The sequence below is a fragment of the Saccharospirillum sp. ABV4_185 genome (assembly GCF_056159245.1).
Genome location: NZ_JBSWUW010000001.1, coordinates 2,684,268 through 2,702,413 on the forward strand (window position 1 = coordinate 2,684,268; position 18,146 = coordinate 2,702,413).

Consider the following 18,146-nt stretch of genomic DNA (forward strand, 5'->3'; position numbering starts at 1 on the left):
AATACTTTAATGTAATCAGGTTCAAGATATTAATCGGTCCAAGAATGGGAAATCAGGGTACTCTTGATTCCAGTCTCCAAAGTGGCCTTCATTCATTATGATTTGAGTACCACCGATTTTCTCAAATATGAAACGCCCTTGATCTGCATCGCAACCATAGGGGTCGACCAATGAATTTATTATGTATGCATCTCCACAGTTGGTCTTAATCGATTCCCAGTTATAGGATTGCTGTAAAACAGGCTCATCTTCCTCGTTTGGCTGGATATGATATCCCGCAATCAGGTAAGTTGCTTTTACTGGAACTTGGGATTTCTCGAGAATAGCAAGCAGTAAAGCAGCACCAGCCGAATGACCGATCAAAATAGTATCCCTGGTAAGAACATGGCTGCTTAGAATTTTTGGTAGAAACGTCTCAATTGGCTCTTGGTTTATTTCGGGCCAATGAGGCGTTTCGACGTCAAAACCTTTGCCTTTGAGCTGTTCTGCTAGCCAGGAATACCAAATGGCTTGCGGATCACTGCCAGTCCCATGAAAAATTATTGCATGTTGCCCCATCGAATATACCTTTCATATATTGCCAGTCTGATGACAGTTATTAAGCTACTTGCCATAAATTATCACGCTAATCAGGAATATCACCATTATTGAGGTGGGTGTCCAATTAACTTAACAAAACCACCCATAGAGTGCGCCACAACTATGGGTGGGCAGGCCAGAGAATCGATGACCTGCTGAATGTCTGCTACGTAGTCTTCAATGGAAGTGCTATGCAGGGTAGAAGCCCCGTCACTCTGACCATGGCCGCGCAGGCTAACGGCGTGAGTTTCCCAGCCACGGGATGGGAAGTAATCCAGAAAGTTACCTTCCCAGCACCAGGCCGCATGCCAGGCACCATGTATCAGCACAATGGGAGTGGTTGAAATCCGCTCATGCGGAATCTTAGTGATGATTTCCAGTTTCATGCGTATCCCTGCCTTATGGCTTGAGTGGCTAGCGCCTTGGTTCAGCTTTTCCATGCTGTTAGGTGGCAACAATATACAACTTTTAGAGATTCTAAAGCAGCCTGATCTGACACCTCTGCTGTGGGTGCCTTCTTAATTAGTTAATTCCGCTTTCTATGCCTTGACAGTGGTCGGGCCACCGTATATGTCATATTAGTTCAATAAGTAGTTCCGTGGAGATATAGAATGGGTGAAGCTAGAAGAAGGGGAACTAAGCAAGAACGTATAAAAGCAGCGATAAATCGATTGAAAAGAGGGCTTCTTGCTGAGTATGGTGAGAGAGATGAAAAGATAGATAGAATGTTGTCAGAAGGGATGTCCCTTTTCTTAAACCGAATGAGCTCTGAGGAGTGGGGGAAAAGACGAGCAAATATTATTAAAAACTTAAGTTTATTCTCTGAGCCATCTACTGATTATTCCGATCTTAGCCTAGCAAATGCCAATGCAATTCGCTATAAACCAGATGAGATAGGATGGTATTTGTTTTTAGCAGAAAAGGCCCTGACTGACCCTTTTTGTATCGATGTAAGTCAAGCATCTCGATGTTTGCCATATATGGCTGGGATTGGTTCAAAGTCTAGTTTTTATGAAAAAATATATGGACTAGAGAAAAAAGTTGATGAGGTCCTCGGTAAGTATAAATCCGATCCAGACGGGGTTTTGTTCGAAATATTGGTTGCTCTAGCATACTCCTCGCTTGGATGGGAGGTGAGGTTTGTAGACGAAGAATATAAAAGGAAAAGACCTGATATTTTCGTGAGTTTAGGAAATAGAAGTTTTTATGTTGAGTGTAAAAAACAATCCAGAAGACCTCAGTATGGAGAAGATGAGCGAAATAAGTTTTTACGTATGTGGGATCTTGTAAAAGATGTTCTATTAAAGAATGGGCAATGGTTGTGGTTCGATTTTAAGTTTAATGAAGATATTATGGGGTTAAATGATGATTGCCTGGAAAAAATAATTTTGGGTAATTTGCCAATATCAGATGGTATGGTTTCGTTACAAAACGATGTCGCTGTAGATATATCTGTAAAAGAAATAGATCCTTTTAGGGTGAAAAGGTATCTTTTTGACTATAAAGTTAAATATAACTCACCTTTTCTAAATAAATTGTTGGGTGGTGAGTCAGTAACACCAAATTCTCAAGTTTCACTTATAGGCTTGATGAAAAGTTCATATGTTTCAGGGTGTGAAGTAAGTGCACTGGGGCAATATATAGACGATATTAGCTGGGCGTGTGGCGCGACCAGAGAATTTTGTTCTGAAGTCTCAATAGATCGAAAAGCAAGGGACATCAAAAATTTATTGTCTTCAGCAATAAAACAGGTACCTAGTGATACTCCTTCAATCATTCATATAGCTGTGGAGACGCTTGAAGGTGATGATGTTGAAAAGCGCCGGACAGAAAAAGTCATGAAGTCAGTTCCATCATTCTTAACCGATAAACCTATTGCAGAAGTTAGATTGCATCGATTCCAGCCTAATATGACGTTAGATAAATTGTGGGAATTCGATGAAACAGTTCAGAAGTTTTCAAGTGGTATCGTAAATGTCAATGGACTCCCTGAAGCAGTAGTTTTGCCGTCAGGTATCGAAATGAGTGATGGCGATCACTGGAGCTAGCCTCTTACTAAGTTAGACGGAAAAGGAACTGTAATCCCTTCACAATGCTGATGGATGTCTAGTTAGCTTGATTCAAAAAGTATCTGAAACGTGCAGGAAGTTCACCGTTTTAAATGCATATCCGTTAAGGTGGATGTCCTGTTAGCTCACCGGTTTCCTGTTCTTCGTTACTGCCTTCGAATGCTTCGTTCGTTTCGATTGCTAATTCTTTGAGTTCGCCATCCGCAAAGCAATTATCGCATATGCAGTCGATTTCATTTTCTCCATAGAAACCGCCAGCATCAAATCACGAGCCTACGTCACCACAAATAGTGCATTTCGAATTATCTTCGACTCTAAATGCGAAATTCTCTGGGCCACGAAAGTATTTGAATTTCATATTACTCATCTCATAAAATATTACATTTGAAAACGCATCTGGTGTTTCATAAGTTTTTATTCTATCCGTAAGTGATGAGATATAGGGTATTGGCTAACGCCGTTGTTTAGCGGCGGCCTGTCAAGGTCGTCAGGTGGAGGCCAAAGGTCGCAACGAACTACAACTACTTGTTAATACTTACATTCCAGGCCCCTTTGGACCACCATCACGTGGTTCTGGCCCTATGACAGGCTTAGGTTCATTAGGTTTGATCCATTTTTCGTAAATACTTCTATCAATAAATGAACTGTCGAGCTCTGGCTCCAAAGTTTGAGTTTTTGCTACCGCCGCATTAAGTACAACAAATGGCCTGTCCGCTTCATCGACTAGCCTCTTAATTTCATTCACTGCTTTTTTTTGAAAATCCAAATTAAATCCGAGCAAATTACTACCTAGAGCCTTAACCCATAAATCACCGTAGTAGTGCAAAATTCTCCCCGAGCTTGCTGCCAACTTGGCACTTGCTAGCTCATTAACAAATACAGTAGGAACAGAAGATGCGTAAGCTCTTCTCTCCTCTTTATCAACGTCATATAGTAAGACATTACTAGCGTGTGTTATTGAGCTTATCCTACAGAGCTGCTCTTGCTTGATTGTCGAAAACCCTTTTGCCTTCCAAGCATCATCAAAAAACTGCCTTTTTGCTTCGTAAAATGCAACTCCTTCAACATAGCGATCACCAGTAATCCAAACTTTGACTATTACAGCTATATCTCCGAAGCTTGTTTCTGACTTACTTTTTAGTTTAAAACCTTCCCATCTAACCTTTTGAGGCTTATCTGCCCAGTCTAACTCGAGCCCTAGGCATTCAATAGATTCCATAACCTGAGTCGTTATATGATTTTCGCTCCAACCACCAAGGTGATGATTATTAAAGCAAGTCGCTAAAGCATTATTTATTTGATTATTGGCTTTTTGGAGCCAGTCTTGATAGTTCATTTGACCCTTACACCGGAAATTGAAGAGTGCTAACGCCCGCGTAATAGGCGCGAGCTTGCCAGCGTCCTAATTGACGCGCTTGTTAAGAGCCCACCACGGGTCCGCTTGATCGAAAAAACGCTCGACAACCTCTTGCGCAATTGTTTCGTAATGAGCGAGGTTGTGCGCAATTTGGTGCTCATAATTCGGTCTATTGAATTCGAACCAGTGATCGTTGATACCTTCCTCTGGTTTTGACCCAAGTCGGAGTCTTGGCCAAACATCAGCAACACGGACCTTATTAGGCTCAATGTAAGCCCCCCCCCAACCGGTTGTAAAGCCCTCTGCATCGCATTGCGCAACTTCAACAACAAAGCTGCCACCTGAGCATAAAACTGAATCATTAGAAGGTCTAACTTACCGCCGTCTTTTCTCCGGAAGTGCGGATATGAGCCTTTGAACCCCTCGGCTCGAATTCGTGGCACTAGAATTTCCTTCAATGCCTTGTTCATGCTTTTTCTTGCTTCGTTGGTCATGATGCTTTTGACGCCGCTAGCAACAGTGAACGGAGCATCGCGTAGTGAGTCGAGGCAGCGCGTGCTTTTCTCGATGGCGGTGTTGGCTAACCTTGTTAAGCATTTTACACATAAAGTGCTGAGTCACCGCTTTTAGCCTGCCGAGCACGTTCAGCAAAGCCTTTATAAAAGAAAGGCAGATTATCGGCAGTATCTCCGTTTAAGCGGCCTCTTACTTTATTGAAAGTAATTATTGCAACGTTGAATTCAGGCTCCCCAACTACAAATACTGGCTGATCTTGTTGTTCATGCCAGTAGAACTGACCTCCAAATTCATTTGCTGCTACTGCCAACACGTAGGAACCAGCTAAGTGCGTTAGTGCATTAATTTCTTCTTCTGGCAGTTCGTCAATAAAGTTAGAGGCTTCATCAAGCATATCTTCAATTGCTGACAAACTCGCTTCTGAGTAATCGAGGGCGCTTACCGCTCTTTCCTGAAATTGCGCTACAGCAAATGTTGCTTTATCCAATACTTGTTCTTTCAGTTCATTCATGGTCGGTACTCGATTTATGTTTAACGCTGAGGTAACGGGCCGCTTTGGAAGGGAGCCAAAGGCGCAGCGGAAAAGCGGTCCCGTTGACCGTATTGTTATGACTAGAACCGGTTACGCTTAAGCCAGCTTAAAAAATCCGGGGCATCCTCCGAAAACTGGTTTGTCTCGTGGTCCCACAGAAAAATTTCTGTCGACTCTCCTGGTGACCAGCAATAAAGGTCACCGCAACCATTACTAGCGAAGGCAATATAGACCCGACTGTTAACGTAACTTTGATTTTCCAACAGTTCCTGTGGAGAAAGTATTTCGGCACCAAACCTTAGATCGTTTAAACCACCCAACCTGACAAATTCGCGATACCAACCCTTGAGCTCGATTTGCAGAGCAGTCTCTACTCGCGCCATCTCACTTTCAGAAGGAATCGGATCATCAAGCCGATACTTCTCGTTTTGCGCCAGAATGCCCTCAATTTGATCCATAGCTTTAGTCATAACGCTACCCATAAGCCGCGCCACTATATGGCGTCGGCTTTATTACGAATTAACAGGACAACCACCTTAACCCTCTTCTCTGCCGCCGCCTTTGCATTATGGCAGATGTCTTGTTTAGCCAACGGGATACTCAAAATAGCTGACCCTTAAGGTGGGTGTCCTGTTAGAACTATGCAATTTACTCGGTGTCACTTGAGTAACCATTATCAATTTGTTGCCACCCCTCTTTTATAGACTGTTTAAGGCGATTTGATGGTTCACGGTCTGACGGGTTAGTTATTGGCGAAGTTTTAAAGTCGATTAAAGCAAACTTCAAGTGCCTCCACGCTGCTCTGTATGAGCTTGCTTTTTGCATTGATATAAGAAAAGTATTTAGCCCTTGGGTAATTGCCGCCATCCATATAACAACGCTAACCTGATCTGTACTCAAAAAAGGCGGCTTTGAAGCACCAGTAACTAGTAGTATCGTACTAACTATTCCGAGTACGTAGTAGGTCATATACCAAGTACCTGCTCGAAACTGCCAATCTTTTAACCGTTCTTCAGCTTCCCTTATCAGATTTTCAATTTGTTTTTGCTCCATATTTATCCTTTTGCATAACGCTGGAGTTAAGACGCCGGCCGCTGGTGTGGCCAGTGGGTGGTCGGCTTAAACGAATTGTTAGGTGATACGGCCATTAGTAGACCCCCGCGGTGGGGCCTATAACCAACTCAGCCTTGTTGGAGGCGCACCACTGAGTGAGGTTGGTTTTAAGTTGCGGCCAAAGGCTTAGAGCCCAAGATGGCGCTTTGTTCTTGAAAGCCTCCTCCATTGGTAGGTAGGCTGTGAGGATGCCCATTGGAAGCTCAAGCAAGAATGAACCACCTGGTCCTGTGCAGACCAATTCCTCTTTCCACTCGGCTCTGAACGAAAAGGTTGGCATAGGACACCTAACGCTGAAATGAGCGGCGACCCGATAGGGGCGTCCGGTGGAGGCCGAAGGCCGGAACGACCTTAATTGACTTGCTATAAATCAACAACACCATTCTCAAAAATATAGGATCTACCTTCATCAGTAAGTCTCAAGGAACTTTCTCCGCAAACGATCAACCCTTTTTCGCTCGCCACTCTGATATAATGGTCAACCGATAGGCGGTGCATATCGCTGATACTGAAAAGATTCGAAAGATAGATCGTTGGCGTACTTGAAGTTTTATCGTAAGTAACCGCCACGTCGGCCATAAACTTTCTTAGGCCATCGGCAGTTCTTTGCGGGCGAGCTTCTTGGGCGGTTGAGAAACTTTGAGTTCCGATTTCAGGTTTCACAAATAGCGGTGCGTCAAGAAGAGTCCGAAGCAGATCATCATAAGCGTACTCTGCTTCCTCATCTTTAGAAAAATCAATGTATAACTTCGACGCCATAAATGTTGGCGTAGCTTTCTGGCCATGCTGACGAATTATAGGTATGACCTTGGACTGATCTATCTTTGATAACAGAGAAGAAGTCATAATCATTTTTTCATAACCGACTCCTCCCTCTCCATTGTCTGCTTTGCTTACATAATTTTCAGTGCACACCATCAATATGAAGTCTGAGGAATCCAAGTGGGATTCCATAAAATGCGGAAGATCCCCACCCGGCTTGAGATCCCACTGATCTAAAACGACATCAACACCCCGCAATCGCAGCGTGGTAGCAAAATTAAGAACCCATTCTTTATGCTCGGCAGAGTCGTGTGAATATGAAACAAAGACTCGTGGAGGATTATTTGCCATAGTTCATTCCATCAAGATTTATAACAGTTTATTCATAGTCACTTACGCCTCTTATTTCGGCGGGACCTTGGTTTAACGTTACTACGCTGTTCTACTCCGGCCCAGTAGGCGTAGTACGTATCCGTGTGGTTTAAGTCTTATACCACTGTCATCAATTCCGGAAAAACGTTCGGACCTCTGCTTATTTCGTATGCAAGCATTAGCATGGGATGGTGATGTCCGGTGGATATAGTCTAACCATAAACACGCTACCGCCCGGCCAGTTACACGGCTGCCAATGTAGTTAGTTGTTAAAATGTATAAGTATCACAACCGACATTTTCCTGTCTTTCCAATAGGCGCATTCTTGTCCGCTTTGAACGGATTCGAAGCCCTTGGCTGTTCTTCGTACAGTATTCGGCCCAACAAAAAAGCCCCCTGTCGGTGAAAACAGGGGGCTTTCTCTAGAACTATAGAGCAGTGGTCGTTAAATCACCCCAACTCATCCAACTGCTTCAACTGACCTTCCAGGTCTCGAACGCTGGTCGCCAACCCCTCAGCCTTTTCCCGCTCCTTAGCAATCACCGCTTCGGGTGCTTTGCTAACAAAGCTTTCATTGCTCAGCTTGCCTTCTACACGCGCCAGGTCTTGCTTGGCTTTGTCGATGGCTTTGCTGAGGCGGGCTTGTTCGGCGGCTACGTCGATTAGGCCGGCTAGCGGTACCAATACTTTCAGTTGGCCGACGAGCTGAGTGGAGGCGGGTGGGGCGTCGTCGCCTTCGTTTAGCCAGGTGATGCTTTCCAGTTTCGCCAGGGTTTTCAGGAAGGTTTCGTTTTCCTGCAGGCGGCGTTGGTCTTCGCTGCTGCCGTTCTGGAACAGGACGGGCAGTTCTTTGCCTGGGGCGATGTTCATTTCGCCGCGGATGTTGCGGATGCCGACGATAACGCCTTTGAGCCATTCGGCGTCGGCTTCGGCGGTGGCGTCGATCTTGGTTTCATCGGCGCGCGGGTAGGGTTGCAGCATGATGGTGTCGCCGGTTTTGCCGGCGAGGTCTTTGATCGATAGCCAGATTTCTTCGGTGATAAACGGCATCACCGGGTGCGCCAGGCGCAGCAGGGTTTCCAGCACGCGCACCAGGGTGCGGCGGGTGCCGCGTTTGCGCTCGGCGCTGGCGTTGTCGTCCCACAATACCGGCTTGGAGAGTTCCAGGTACCAGTCGCAGTATTCGTTCCAGATGAATTCGTACAGCGCCTGGCTCATCAGGTCGAAGCGGTAGTTGCTGTAGTAGCGTTCCAGATCGGCTTCCAGGCGTTGCAGGCCGGAGATGATCCAGCGGTCGGCCAGCGTCAGTTCGACGTCGCCACCGTTTTGGCCGCAGTCTTCGCCTTCGGTGTTCATCTGCACGTAGCGCGCGGCGTTCCAGATTTTGTTGCAGAAGTTGCGGTAGCCTTCCAGACGTTTGACGTCGAAGTTGACGTCGCGGCCCTGGCTCGCCATGGCGGTCAGGGTGAAACGCAGGGCGTCGGTGCCGGAAGGTTCCATGCCTTCGGGGAAGGCTTTGCGCGTGGCTTTTTCGATTTTCTGTTCGAGCTTGGGTTGCATCAAACCGTAGGTGCGTTTGGCGACCAGGTCGTCGACGCTGATGCCGTCAATCAAGTCGATCGGGTCGATGACGTTGCCTTTCGACTTCGACATTTTCTGGCCGTTTTCATCGCGAATCAGCGGCGTGATGTAGACCTGCTTGAACGGCACTTGCGGTTTGCCATCGTCGTCTTTGATGAAGTGCATGGTCATCATCATCATGCGCGCGACCCAGAAGAAGATGATGTCGAAACCGGTCACCAGCACGTTGGTCGGGTGAAAGGTTTTCAGCATCTCGGTGTCGTCCGGCCAGCCGAGGGTGGAGAAGGTCCACAGCGCGGAACTGAACCAGGTGTCGAGTACGTCTTCGTCTTGCGTTAATGCGATGTCGGCGCCGAGGTTGTGCTTGTTGCGCACTTCGGCTTCGCTGCGGCCGACGTAGAAGTTGCCGTCGGCGTCGTACCAGGCGGGAATCTGGTGGCCCCACCAGAGCTGACGGGAAATGCACCAATCCTGAATGTCGCGCATCCAGGCAAAGAAGGTGTTTTCCCATTGCTTGGGTACGAATTGGATGTCGCCGTTTTCCACCGCTTTGATGGTCGGTTCGGCCAGCGGTTTGGCGGAGACGTACCATTGGTCGGTGAGCCAGGGTTCGATGACGGCATCGGAACGGTCGCCGCGTGGCACCATTAAGGTGTGGTCTTTGATCGAGTCGAGCAGGCCGGCGGCTTCGAAATCGGCTACGATTTTCTTGCGCGCTTCGAAGCGATCCAAACCGGCGTAACCGGCGGGCAGTTTGGTGTCGTAGTCGACTGGTTTGCCCTGGTAATCGTAGGCTTCGGCCTCGCTTAATACGGCGGCATCTTTGTCGAAAATATTGACTAGAACCGAGCCGTGGCGTTTGCCGACTTCGTAGTCGTTGAAGTCGTGCGCCGGGGTGATTTTCACGCAGCCGGTACCGAATTCCAGATCGACGTAATCGTCAGCAACAATTTTTAAACGACGGCCAACCAGCGGCAATTCGACTTCTTTGCCAACCAGGTTGGTGTAGCGTTCGTCTTCCGGGTTCACCGCGACCAGGGTATCGCCGAGCATGGTTTCCGGGCGAGTGGTGGCGACGACGATGTAGTCTTTGCCTTCGGCAGTTTTGGCACCATCGGCGAGCGGGTAGCGGAAGTGCCAGAGCGAGCCCTGTTCTTCTTTGCTTTCCACTTCCAGGTCGGAAATGGCGGTGTGGAATTTCGGGTCCCAGTTGACCAGGCGTTTGCCGCGATAAATTAAATCGTCTTCGTAGAGGCGAACGAAAACTTCGCGCACGGCGTTGGATAAACCTTCGTCCATGGTGAAGCGTTCGCGCGACCAATCGACGGAGTCACCCAGGCGGCGCATCTGGCCGGTGATGGAGTTGCCGGATTCTTCTTTCCATTGCCAAACGCGGTCGATAAAGGTTTCGCGGCCCAAATCGTGGCGGCTGATGCCGTCGCGCGCCAGTTGGCGTTCCACCACCATCTGGGTGGCGATGCCGGCGTGGTCCGAACCCGGTTGCCACAAGGTGTTGCGGCCAGCCATGCGGTGATAACGAGTGAGCGCGTCCATCAGGGTTTGCTGGAAAGCGTGGCCCATGTGCAGGCTGCCGGTTACGTTCGGCGGCGGAATCATGATGCAGTAGGAATCGCCTTGGCCACTGGGCTGGAAGTAGTTGTTCTGTTCCCAGCGCTGGTAGTGTTTGCCTTCAATCGCCTGAGGTTGGTACGTCTTCTCCATGGGGCTGCTCGTCAACTCGCTGTCGTCTTGGCTCGGAATGTCCGCTGCTGGCGGACGCACGGAACCGCGCATTATACATGGGCGAGTGGGCTAAGCCGAGCCGTCTGGCGAGTGCTTTTGATGTTCGTTGAGCAGGCGAATGAAATCGGCACGCAGGCGGCGGCGCAGGTCGCGTTCGAACAGCGAAATGTAGTCGGCCAGGGCTTGGTCGGCCCAGTGATTAAACGCCGCTTCGAGTTCGTCGCTTAAGGGTTGGTCGAGCGGCGGTGCCGATTGCGCCTGTTCTTCGGCGGCGCGCCGTTCGGCTTCGTTGCGGATGCGGATCAGCTCGGACAGCGAATCGGACGATAGAAAGGGGTTGTCCGGGTTCAGCGGCGAGGATCTTTTGTCGAGCTCTTTGTCCGGCGCTCCAGCAACCCCTTTATCGACCACTTTGTCAACAATGGGCGGCACGGTGGAGGCTGGAGTCTGGGCGATATGATCCAGGCTCTGGCGCAATGCTTCCAGATCGTGCAGCAGCTGTTGGCGAACGCTGTCGTTGGTCACTAGACACGGTCTCGCAAGTCATGGCGGTTCAGTGGATAGCCGCGATCCTGATAGAAGCGATAACGCTGACGGCTGGCTTCGAGCACCGACGGTTCCTGACTGACCACTTCGAACACACGCTCGAAGCGGGAGAAATAATCGGGCAGGGTTGATGCCAGATTGACCAGAACATCATGGTGCTGGCCGGGGTGATTGTGCCAGCCGATCTGCACACCTTCGGGTTCGCCGTCGAGCAAGCCGTGCACCAGGAAACTATCGGGCGTTATGCCCCAGAGCACGTCGCTTAGTTGTTGCGCCTGGTCGGCGTCATCCACCGCCAGCAGTACCGAGTGCTGACGTGAGCGGGCTTTGCTCACCAGTCGGGCGGCGTAAGCCAGGCGGTCAAGCGTCTGGACGGCGGGAATGATATGGAAGTCGATGCGGGTCATAAGCCTGTCGATGGTGGTTCGGCCACTAGGGTAATCAAACTAGAGAATAGAACAAAGGCGGCATCAAAAAAGGGGCGCAGGGCCCCTTTTTGAAAACTGCAGCGGGCGATCAGCTCAGACGATCGAGCAGATAGCGCGTCAACATGCCGACCGGGCGACCGGTAGCGCCTTCTTTGGCGCTGGTCCAGCCGGTGCCGGCGATGTCCAGGTGCGCCCAGTTGTAGTCGCGGGTGAACTCGGACAAGAACGCAGCAGCGGTGATCGAACCGGCAGCGCGGCCAGCGCCGATGTTGCGCAGGTCGGCGTAGGGGCTTTCCAGTTCTTCGTTGTATTCCTCCCACAGCGGCATCGGCCAACCGCGGTCCCAACTGGCCTGGCCAGCGCCGACCAACTGCTGTTGCAGCTCTTCGTTATTGGCGTAAACCGCGGTCGGGTGGTGACCCAGGCCGATGATAACAGCACCGGTCAGGGTGGCGATATCAACCACGCTGGCCGGCTCGAAGCGGTCGACGTAAGTCAGCGCATCGCACAGTACCAATCGGCCTTCGGCGTCGGTGTTGATGATTTCAATGGTCTTGCCAGACAGGCTGGTGACCACATCGCCCGGGCGGGTGGCGGTGCCGGAGCACATGTTCTCGGCAGCGCAGATCACGCCGATCACATTCAAGGCCGGCTTCAGTTCGGCCAGCGTATTGAGCGTGCCGAAAACGGACGCGGCGCCGAGCATGTCGTACTTCATATCTTCCATGCCGGCGGCTGGTTTGATGGAAATGCCGCCAGCATCGAAGGTCAGGCCTTTGCCGACCAGAACGTGGGGTTTCTGGTCGCTCTTGCCGCCGTTGTATTTCATGACGATAACGTAGGGCGGGTTGGCGCTGCCCTGAGTCACCGCCAGGAAAGAGCCCATGCCGAGTTCTTCCATTTCTTTCTGGCCCAGTACTTCGACGCTGATTTCGTCGTAGGCGTCAGCCAGGTTTTTGGCCTGTTCGACCAGGTAATCCGGGTTGCAGATATTGGCGGGCAGATTGCCCAGCTCACGCGCCACATTCATGCCGTGCGCCAGGGCGCGACCGGTTTTGATGGCGGTGTCGAGGTTTTGCTGAACAACCAGATAATCCAACCGTTCCAGTTTATTCGAGTCGGCTTTTTTGGATTTGGTGGTGTCGTATTGATAGAGGCCGGTGAGCATCAGCTCGGTGGCTTTTTCGACGCTCCACTGAACACTTCGGTTAGCGGCAATGAGATCATCCAGCGCCAGGCTGGCTGAGCTGACCTTAGCCTGTTTGAGGGCTTTAAGGGTGGCTTTGATGACCTTGATAAAATTGTTTTCGTTCAGCTTGGCGCGGCTGCCGGCACCGATCAGCAATACCTGGCCGGCAGGCAGATCGGCATGACCGATCAGCGGCGTGACCTGGCCAACCTTGGTCGCCAGCAGGTTTTGATCTTTGAGGGTATTAAACAGAGCCGTGTGAGTGCCGCTGAGCGCGGTCAGGCTGGCTGCGTCTTCATCGTCGAACAGGTAGATCACCAGAGCATCGGTGTCGATGGCGTCGATTGCGCCGTGATTGACGTTGAATTGCATGTTGTCTCCAAAAACAGTGACTGATAAATGAACTGGCGTCGGGCAAGAGAGGTGCTTACAGGTTCTCCGGCGACACCTTGGCTACCATGATAGCGAAACGTCCGACGGGCGGGCAGGGCATCAGGCTTTCTTTTTCGCCTTGGGGGTGTAAACCAGATGTGTCTGGCTGGCGCGGTCGGCCCAGCTGAGCCGTTGCGGGTGGGCGTAGCGCCACAGAATGCCGATCAGTGCCAGACCCCAGGCCGGTAAAGCAACGGCAAAGCGGATCAGCCCCTGGCGCCAGCTAACGGGCTGACCGGTCTCGGTTTCTATATGAAGGCGCCAGACGCGCATGCCGACGGTCTGCTTTTTGGTGCGCCAGAAGCCGATGAAATAAAGCATGATGATGCCCAGGTTCCACAGCCAGAACAGCACCGCAGGCAAACCGCCTTCAATGGCATCGCGGCCCAGGGTGAAATGGCTGATGGTGACCGGAACGAAGCCGGCGATGATCAGCACGCCGATCAGAATAAACCAGTCGTAGAGGACCGAGCCGATTAACCGAAGCAGCGAAGGGTGTTCAAAGGTAGTCATGGCGCCGTTGTCTTAGCTTTAGCAGGGAGGGCAGGCTAACGGATTGCTACTAAAGTGCCAATAAAAGGCCTGCTTAGTTGTTTTTTTTTGACTATCCTTAGCAGCTTGTATGACACCTATGACCTGCAAGGAGTGGTTCGATGGAAGCGCTTGCTCAATCTAAGACGCTGGCCATCATGGAAGAACAGGCCGGTCAGGCAGCGAAGCTGCTGAAAGCGTTAAGCAATGAACGACGTCTGCTGATTTTGTGTAATCTGGTGGGCGGCGAATTGTCGGTGACTCAGTTGAATGAACGTATTCTGCTCAGTCAATCGGCGCTGTCGCAGCATTTGGCACGGCTGAGACAGGATGGCCTGGTGGCTGTTCGCAAGGAAGCTCAGACGGTGTATTACCGAATTGCCAGTGACGAAGCCCAGCAAGTGCTCGGTTTACTCTACAGCCTCTATTGTCCTGATTGATGGCTGCCGCGCTCTGCGGTCCTCGCAGAGCGCCATTTCTTTGTCAACCCCGTAAGATTGCTGCTCAAAAACACCCTGCCGTCATGTTTTTGGCGTTTATTGTGGTTAATTATTGAACTGCTTCACGTTTTTTTGGTGACATTGTTGTCCGCCTGCTTATCTGTTTGACATTGTCTATATAGTGTATAGGTTGTTTTTTGAGCAGGGATAGGTTCACAAGGATTGTTCTATCTTTCCACCGGGTCTTCCTAAGCAGATTGAAAAACGATGTCAGAAGCGAAAGCCAGAAACGACGCCAATATCAGTCGACTCCGTTTGCCGGAGTACAACAGCCACGAACACCCGCCGTTACCGCCGCGTATTCGTCTTGCCTCCAATTGTTGGGAGCGGACCTGGTGGTTAACCTTGATTCAGCCAGTGACCCAGCCGGAGCGCTTGAAATCCTTCGTGAAGCGTTTTTGCACCGACAAGGTGGATATTCGCGCCACCTTACGGACCAGTCGTCGGCTGTGTTTTGCGGTGACCGGTGCAGAGCTGGATCAACAATCCGAATTCGAAATCGCCATGATGGTGATGGCTCATATCGAACGGGATTTTGGCCACATTGAACGGGTTGAAGACCGTCCGGCCTCTACCTGGCCGTATCGGGAGTTTGCCCGCGGTTAAGGGTGAGTTTGCCCGAGGCTAAGACTGTTAGCTCAACCAGTCGTTAGGGCCGTTCAGCCCAAAAAACGCTGCCACACAGCGGCCGACCAAAGCGCAATGGCGATGACAATGGTCAACAAGACCGCTGCCGATCCCATGTCCTTGGTCCGGCCGGACAGTTCGTTGTAATCCGTACTTACCCTGTCCACCAGCGTCTCCAGGGCGCTGTTGATCATCTCCACCACCATGATCAGCATTAACGCTGATATCAGTATTGCCCCCTGCCACACCGATTGCGCGATCCAACATGCCAAGGGCACCCCAGCCAGCAGCAGCCAGCTTTCTTGTCGAAACGCCGCTTCGTGTCGGAACGCTGAGCGCACGCCCTGAACGCTGTAACGGGTGGCGTTGATCAGTCGGCGTACACCGGCCGATTGATATTGACGCAGGTTTTCATAAGGCGAAGTCATGACGTCGAGTGTCCTTGGTGACGAAGTTGGCGGTTGGTGGCGGCCGTAGCCGGGGCTTGGATGGGATCTTCCGGCCAGGGATGGCGATTGTAGCGGCCGCGCATTTCCTTGCGAATCTCAGGGTAAATGTTGCTCCAGAAGTGCGGCAGATCGGTGACCTGCGCCAGTACGCGGCCGTTTGGAGCTTGCAGCGCCAAAGTCAGTTGCTGACGACCGTCGACGAGGCTGGGCGTTTGCGCCAGACCGAAAGCTTCCTGCAGTTTTAACGCAGCGGTGACGCGGTGTTGATCGGGCTCATAGTCCAGGGCACAACGTCGGCCTGAGGGTGCCTGCCAGTGCGTCGGACACAGCCGCTTTAAGGCGTCAGCGCGCTCATAGCCGATCCAGGCATCGAATACTGCGCAGCTGTCGAGTTCATCTAATCGCTGGAGGCCGTTCAGCCAGGGTTCGATGCTTTGCGCCAGTTCGGTAGCACTGGCCGGCGCTGGCCAGTCGTCGAGCAATTGGCTGGCGAAGCGATAACGCTGCAGCCGGCTGTTCAGAGCGTCGGCCTTGGGCCAGTTCGATAAAGGCTGTTCAGCCAGCCAGTTTTGCCAGGCCAGACGTTGTTCGCTGGCGTCGGCGCGGGTTGGCTGGGAATCGATTAAAAACGGCCCCAGCCAGCGGCGGCGCACAAAACGGCTGTGATCCTGGGCGCTGGCGAGCACGATATCGCTGTGCTCGGGCAGGGCGTTACGCACGTTGGCTTCAGCAACCGGCAGCGCCTGCTGGATATCGACTTCGCCTTGGCGGTTGCGGCCGTGCAACAGCAGTTGCCAGTTGGATGCTGCTGCAAAGCCGCGTACCGCCGCGCCATTGGCTAAACGGGCGCGGCCCTGGCTGTCGCGGTGCATCAGTCGGTGACTGAGGGCATTGATCAGGATCGGTTCGGGCAGCAGTCGGGCGCTGTTGTTCAAGGCGCAATCGAGCCGTTGTGCCAGCAAGCGTGCTTCGCGTTGAATCTGGCGGTCGGCTTGTTGCACGGCCTGGGCGAAACCGCCTGCGCTGGCCTCGGGCCAGATCAGTTGATTGCCGAGCAACGCACCGAGCCAGGCGGCATCGCTGCCATGGCCCGCTTGATGACCGGTGACGACCAGATGCGCCAAAGCCGGTTCCAGACCCAGGCGGATTAAGCGTCGGCCGTGGTCGGTCAGTTGCCGATCAGCATCGAGCGCCCGCCAATGTGTGAGTTGCTGCACGGCCGACTGCCAGCGCCCGGGCGTTGGTGGCGTCAGCCAGAAGGCGTCGCTGCGTTCCAGCCCCCAATCGGCGAGCGTCAGTACCAGCGAGGTTAAATCGGCCTGGGCGATTTCCGGAGGCTGGTCCGGCGCCAGGCCGTCTTGCTCGGTCTGAGACCACAGCCGATAACAATGCCCCGGCCCTAAACGCGCCGCCCGGCCAGCGCGCTGGCGAGCGCTGGATTTGCTGATGCGTCGGGTCTTCAGTTCGGTCAGGCCGGTGGCGGGGTCAATTTCGGCATAACGTTCCAGGCCGCTGTCGACCACCGAGCGCACGCCCGGCAAGGTGACACTGCTTTCCGCCAGATTGGTGCTCAGAATGACCGTCGGCTCGGCCAGTTGTAAGTGGCCGTGCAAGTCATCCTGCGGCACCTGGCTGTGCACTACGCAACTGGGCCAGTCTGCCGGCAGACGCTGGCGGATACGTTCGATCTCGGCCAGACCCGGCAAAAACACCAACACATGACCGGGCCAGTCAACGCGGGCCTGAGCGATCAGCTCAACCATCAGCGCATCGGCATCACCACGACCGGGCGAGTGGTACGACTCGGTCAATGGGTATAACTGACCATCGGATTCAACGGTTGGCAGCCCCAGCGCTTGCTCCAGCAGGCTCATGCTGAGCGTGGCGGACATCAGCAGCAGACGCAGATCCGGACGGAACAGTTCGCGGCAGCTGTGCACCAGGCTGAGACTGACGTCCTGATCGAGCCCGCGCTCGTGAAACTCATCGAGAATAACGGTGCCGACACCCTCGAGTTCCGGGTCTTGTTGCAGGCGGCGTAAAAAGGCGCCGTAGGTGGTGACCGTCAGCCGGGTTTTGGCGCTGCGCTGGGTGTCGTGGCGCAGGCTGTAGCCAACTTGTTGGCCGACCGGCTCGCCGAGCTGTTCGGCCAGACGCTGCGCCGCCAGTTGTACCGGCAGCCGGCGAGGCAACAGCAAAATGGTTTCGCGCGGGTCGGCCTCGAGCAACCACAACGGCAAGCGCGTGGTTTTACCCGAGCCCGGCGGCGATTGCAGCAGGCAACCGCCTTCCTGCCAGTGTGTCAGTACCGTTTCGCGCAGCGCATCGACGGGCAGCGCATCGAGTTTCATGCCAAGGGGTTGCCGTAGGGCAGAAAGCGGTTGTCGGTGTGGTCTTTGATCCAGCGGGTCAGGTCGGCATCGGGAAATTCGCCGCGTGTTTTCAGTTCTTTGCACAACCACACCACCGGATTGCGGTCGCGGCCTTCCCAGCCAGCCCAGTGGTGCTCGGCCAGGGTAAAGAAACGCACCAGCCCAACCAGAGTGGCGGAATCCAGTGCTGATAATAGTCCGGCCCAGTCGGCCTGCTGACGACGCATCCAGGGTTGCAACGCGCTCAGTTCGGTCAGTGGCTGATCGGGAAATTGATCGGCATCGGCCTGTCCCAGCTCGGCCGCTTGCGCGAGTACAGCCGAATCGGGCGGGGTTGGGGCGGTGGCGTCGGGTGTCCAGGTGCCCGTAGTCATCTTGGCTCCATTGGTTCATAGCATTCGGGGCGGCATTATATCGGCTGTAAGGGCTGAGGACACGGAACAACTGA

Annotated in this window: 18 protein-coding genes; 3 read left to right on the forward strand and 15 right to left on the reverse strand. The window is 52.4% G+C overall.

The features are described 5' to 3' along the window. Window positions 1–21 precede the first annotated feature (21 nt). Window positions 22–558, reverse strand: coding sequence for an alpha/beta hydrolase (locus tag ACXAE6_RS12745; RefSeq protein ID WP_475148645.1), 537 nt, complete (start codon window positions 556–558; stop codon window positions 22–24). A gap of 86 nt (window positions 559–644) precedes the next feature. Then, complete coding sequence (locus tag ACXAE6_RS12750; RefSeq protein ID WP_475148649.1) at window positions 645–965, reverse strand: alpha/beta hydrolase; 321 nt, start codon at window positions 963–965, stop codon at window positions 645–647. A 225-nt stretch (window positions 966–1,190) separates the two neighbouring features. Between ACXAE6_RS12750 and ACXAE6_RS12755 the strand changes: the two genes are divergently transcribed. After that, window positions 1,191–2,627: a hypothetical protein gene (locus ACXAE6_RS12755; protein WP_475148651.1), complete on the forward strand. Its 1,437-nt coding sequence runs from the start codon at window positions 1,191–1,193 to the stop codon at window positions 2,625–2,627. Between the two features lie 556 nt (window positions 2,628–3,183). Here ACXAE6_RS12755 and ACXAE6_RS12760 read toward each other — a convergent pair. The 10 genes from ACXAE6_RS12760 to ACXAE6_RS12805 all read right to left on the reverse strand — a co-directional run bounded on the left by ACXAE6_RS12760 (window position 3,184) and on the right by ACXAE6_RS12805 (window position 13,732). Beyond that, window positions 3,184–3,984: a hypothetical protein gene (locus tag ACXAE6_RS12760; RefSeq protein ID WP_475148653.1), complete on the reverse strand. Its 801-nt coding sequence runs from the start codon at window positions 3,982–3,984 to the stop codon at window positions 3,184–3,186. Window positions 3,985–4,603: 619 nt separating this feature from the next. Continuing rightward, on the reverse strand, window positions 4,604–5,032 hold the full coding sequence (locus tag ACXAE6_RS12765; protein WP_475148654.1) for a hypothetical protein: 429 nt from the start codon (window positions 5,030–5,032) through the stop codon (window positions 4,604–4,606). A 101-nt stretch (window positions 5,033–5,133) separates the two neighbouring features. Continuing rightward, the gene (locus ACXAE6_RS12770) at window positions 5,134–5,523 is read right to left on the reverse strand and encodes an SMI1/KNR4 family protein (protein WP_475148657.1); all 390 of its coding nucleotides are present in this window, start codon (window positions 5,521–5,523) and stop codon (window positions 5,134–5,136) included. 178 nt (window positions 5,524–5,701) lie between these two features. After that, window positions 5,702–6,106: a hypothetical protein gene (locus ACXAE6_RS12775; RefSeq protein ID WP_475148659.1), complete on the reverse strand. Its 405-nt coding sequence runs from the start codon at window positions 6,104–6,106 to the stop codon at window positions 5,702–5,704. 423 nt (window positions 6,107–6,529) lie between these two features. Continuing rightward, window positions 6,530–7,279 (reverse strand): toll/interleukin-1 receptor domain-containing protein, encoded by a 750-nt coding sequence (locus tag ACXAE6_RS12780; protein ID WP_475148662.1) that lies wholly within the window; start codon window positions 7,277–7,279, stop codon window positions 6,530–6,532. Between the two features lie 471 nt (window positions 7,280–7,750). After that, entirely contained in the window at window positions 7,751–10,603 is a 2,853-nt protein-coding gene (locus ACXAE6_RS12785; RefSeq protein ID WP_475148665.1) for a valine--tRNA ligase, read from the reverse strand. Window positions 10,604–10,693: 90 nt separating this feature from the next. Continuing rightward, a complete protein-coding gene (locus ACXAE6_RS12790; protein ID WP_475148669.1) occupies window positions 10,694–11,149 on the reverse strand; it encodes a hypothetical protein in 456 nt (151 codons plus the stop codon). Continuing rightward, on the reverse strand, window positions 11,149–11,577 hold the full coding sequence (locus tag ACXAE6_RS12795; RefSeq protein WP_475148671.1) for a DNA polymerase III subunit chi: 429 nt from the start codon (window positions 11,575–11,577) through the stop codon (window positions 11,149–11,151). Before ACXAE6_RS12795 ends, ACXAE6_RS12790 begins: the two co-directional genes overlap by 1 nt. A 109-nt stretch (window positions 11,578–11,686) precedes the next feature. After that, window positions 11,687–13,159, reverse strand: a complete 1,473-nt coding sequence (locus ACXAE6_RS12800; RefSeq protein WP_475148677.1) for a leucyl aminopeptidase — start codon at window positions 13,157–13,159, stop codon at window positions 11,687–11,689. 120 nt (window positions 13,160–13,279) lie between these two features. Beyond that, on the reverse strand, window positions 13,280–13,732 hold the full coding sequence (locus ACXAE6_RS12805) for an RDD family protein (RefSeq protein ID WP_475148680.1): 453 nt from the start codon (window positions 13,730–13,732) through the stop codon (window positions 13,280–13,282). Window positions 13,733–13,872: 140 nt separating this feature from the next. On the opposite strand from ACXAE6_RS12805, the gene ACXAE6_RS12810 reads away from it, so the two are divergent. Together ACXAE6_RS12810 and ACXAE6_RS12815 are read left to right on the forward strand one after the other, a co-directional pair. Beyond that, a complete protein-coding gene (locus tag ACXAE6_RS12810) occupies window positions 13,873–14,190 on the forward strand; it encodes an ArsR/SmtB family transcription factor (RefSeq protein WP_392802372.1) in 318 nt (105 codons plus the stop codon). Between the two features lie 267 nt (window positions 14,191–14,457). Further along, on the forward strand, window positions 14,458–14,856 hold the full coding sequence (locus tag ACXAE6_RS12815) for a hypothetical protein (RefSeq protein ID WP_392802370.1): 399 nt from the start codon (window positions 14,458–14,460) through the stop codon (window positions 14,854–14,856). A gap of 53 nt (window positions 14,857–14,909) precedes the next feature. Here ACXAE6_RS12815 and ACXAE6_RS12820 read toward each other — a convergent pair whose 3' ends face one another. Genes ACXAE6_RS12820 through ACXAE6_RS12830 form a run of 3 tightly spaced genes read right to left on the reverse strand, consistent with a single transcriptional unit; the run spans window position 14,910 to window position 18,072 of the window. Next, a complete protein-coding gene (locus ACXAE6_RS12820; protein WP_475148691.1) occupies window positions 14,910–15,305 on the reverse strand; it encodes a diacylglycerol kinase in 396 nt (131 codons plus the stop codon). Beyond that, the gene (locus ACXAE6_RS12825; RefSeq protein ID WP_475148694.1) at window positions 15,302–17,677 is read right to left on the reverse strand and encodes an ATP-dependent helicase C-terminal domain-containing protein; all 2,376 of its coding nucleotides are present in this window, start codon (window positions 17,675–17,677) and stop codon (window positions 15,302–15,304) included. The genes ACXAE6_RS12820 and ACXAE6_RS12825 overlap by 4 nt, the downstream gene beginning before the upstream one ends. Further along, entirely contained in the window at window positions 17,674–18,072 is a 399-nt protein-coding gene (locus ACXAE6_RS12830) for a hypothetical protein (protein WP_475148696.1), read from the reverse strand. The genes ACXAE6_RS12825 and ACXAE6_RS12830 overlap by 4 nt, the downstream gene beginning before the upstream one ends. Between the last annotated feature and the right edge of the window lie 74 nt (window positions 18,073–18,146).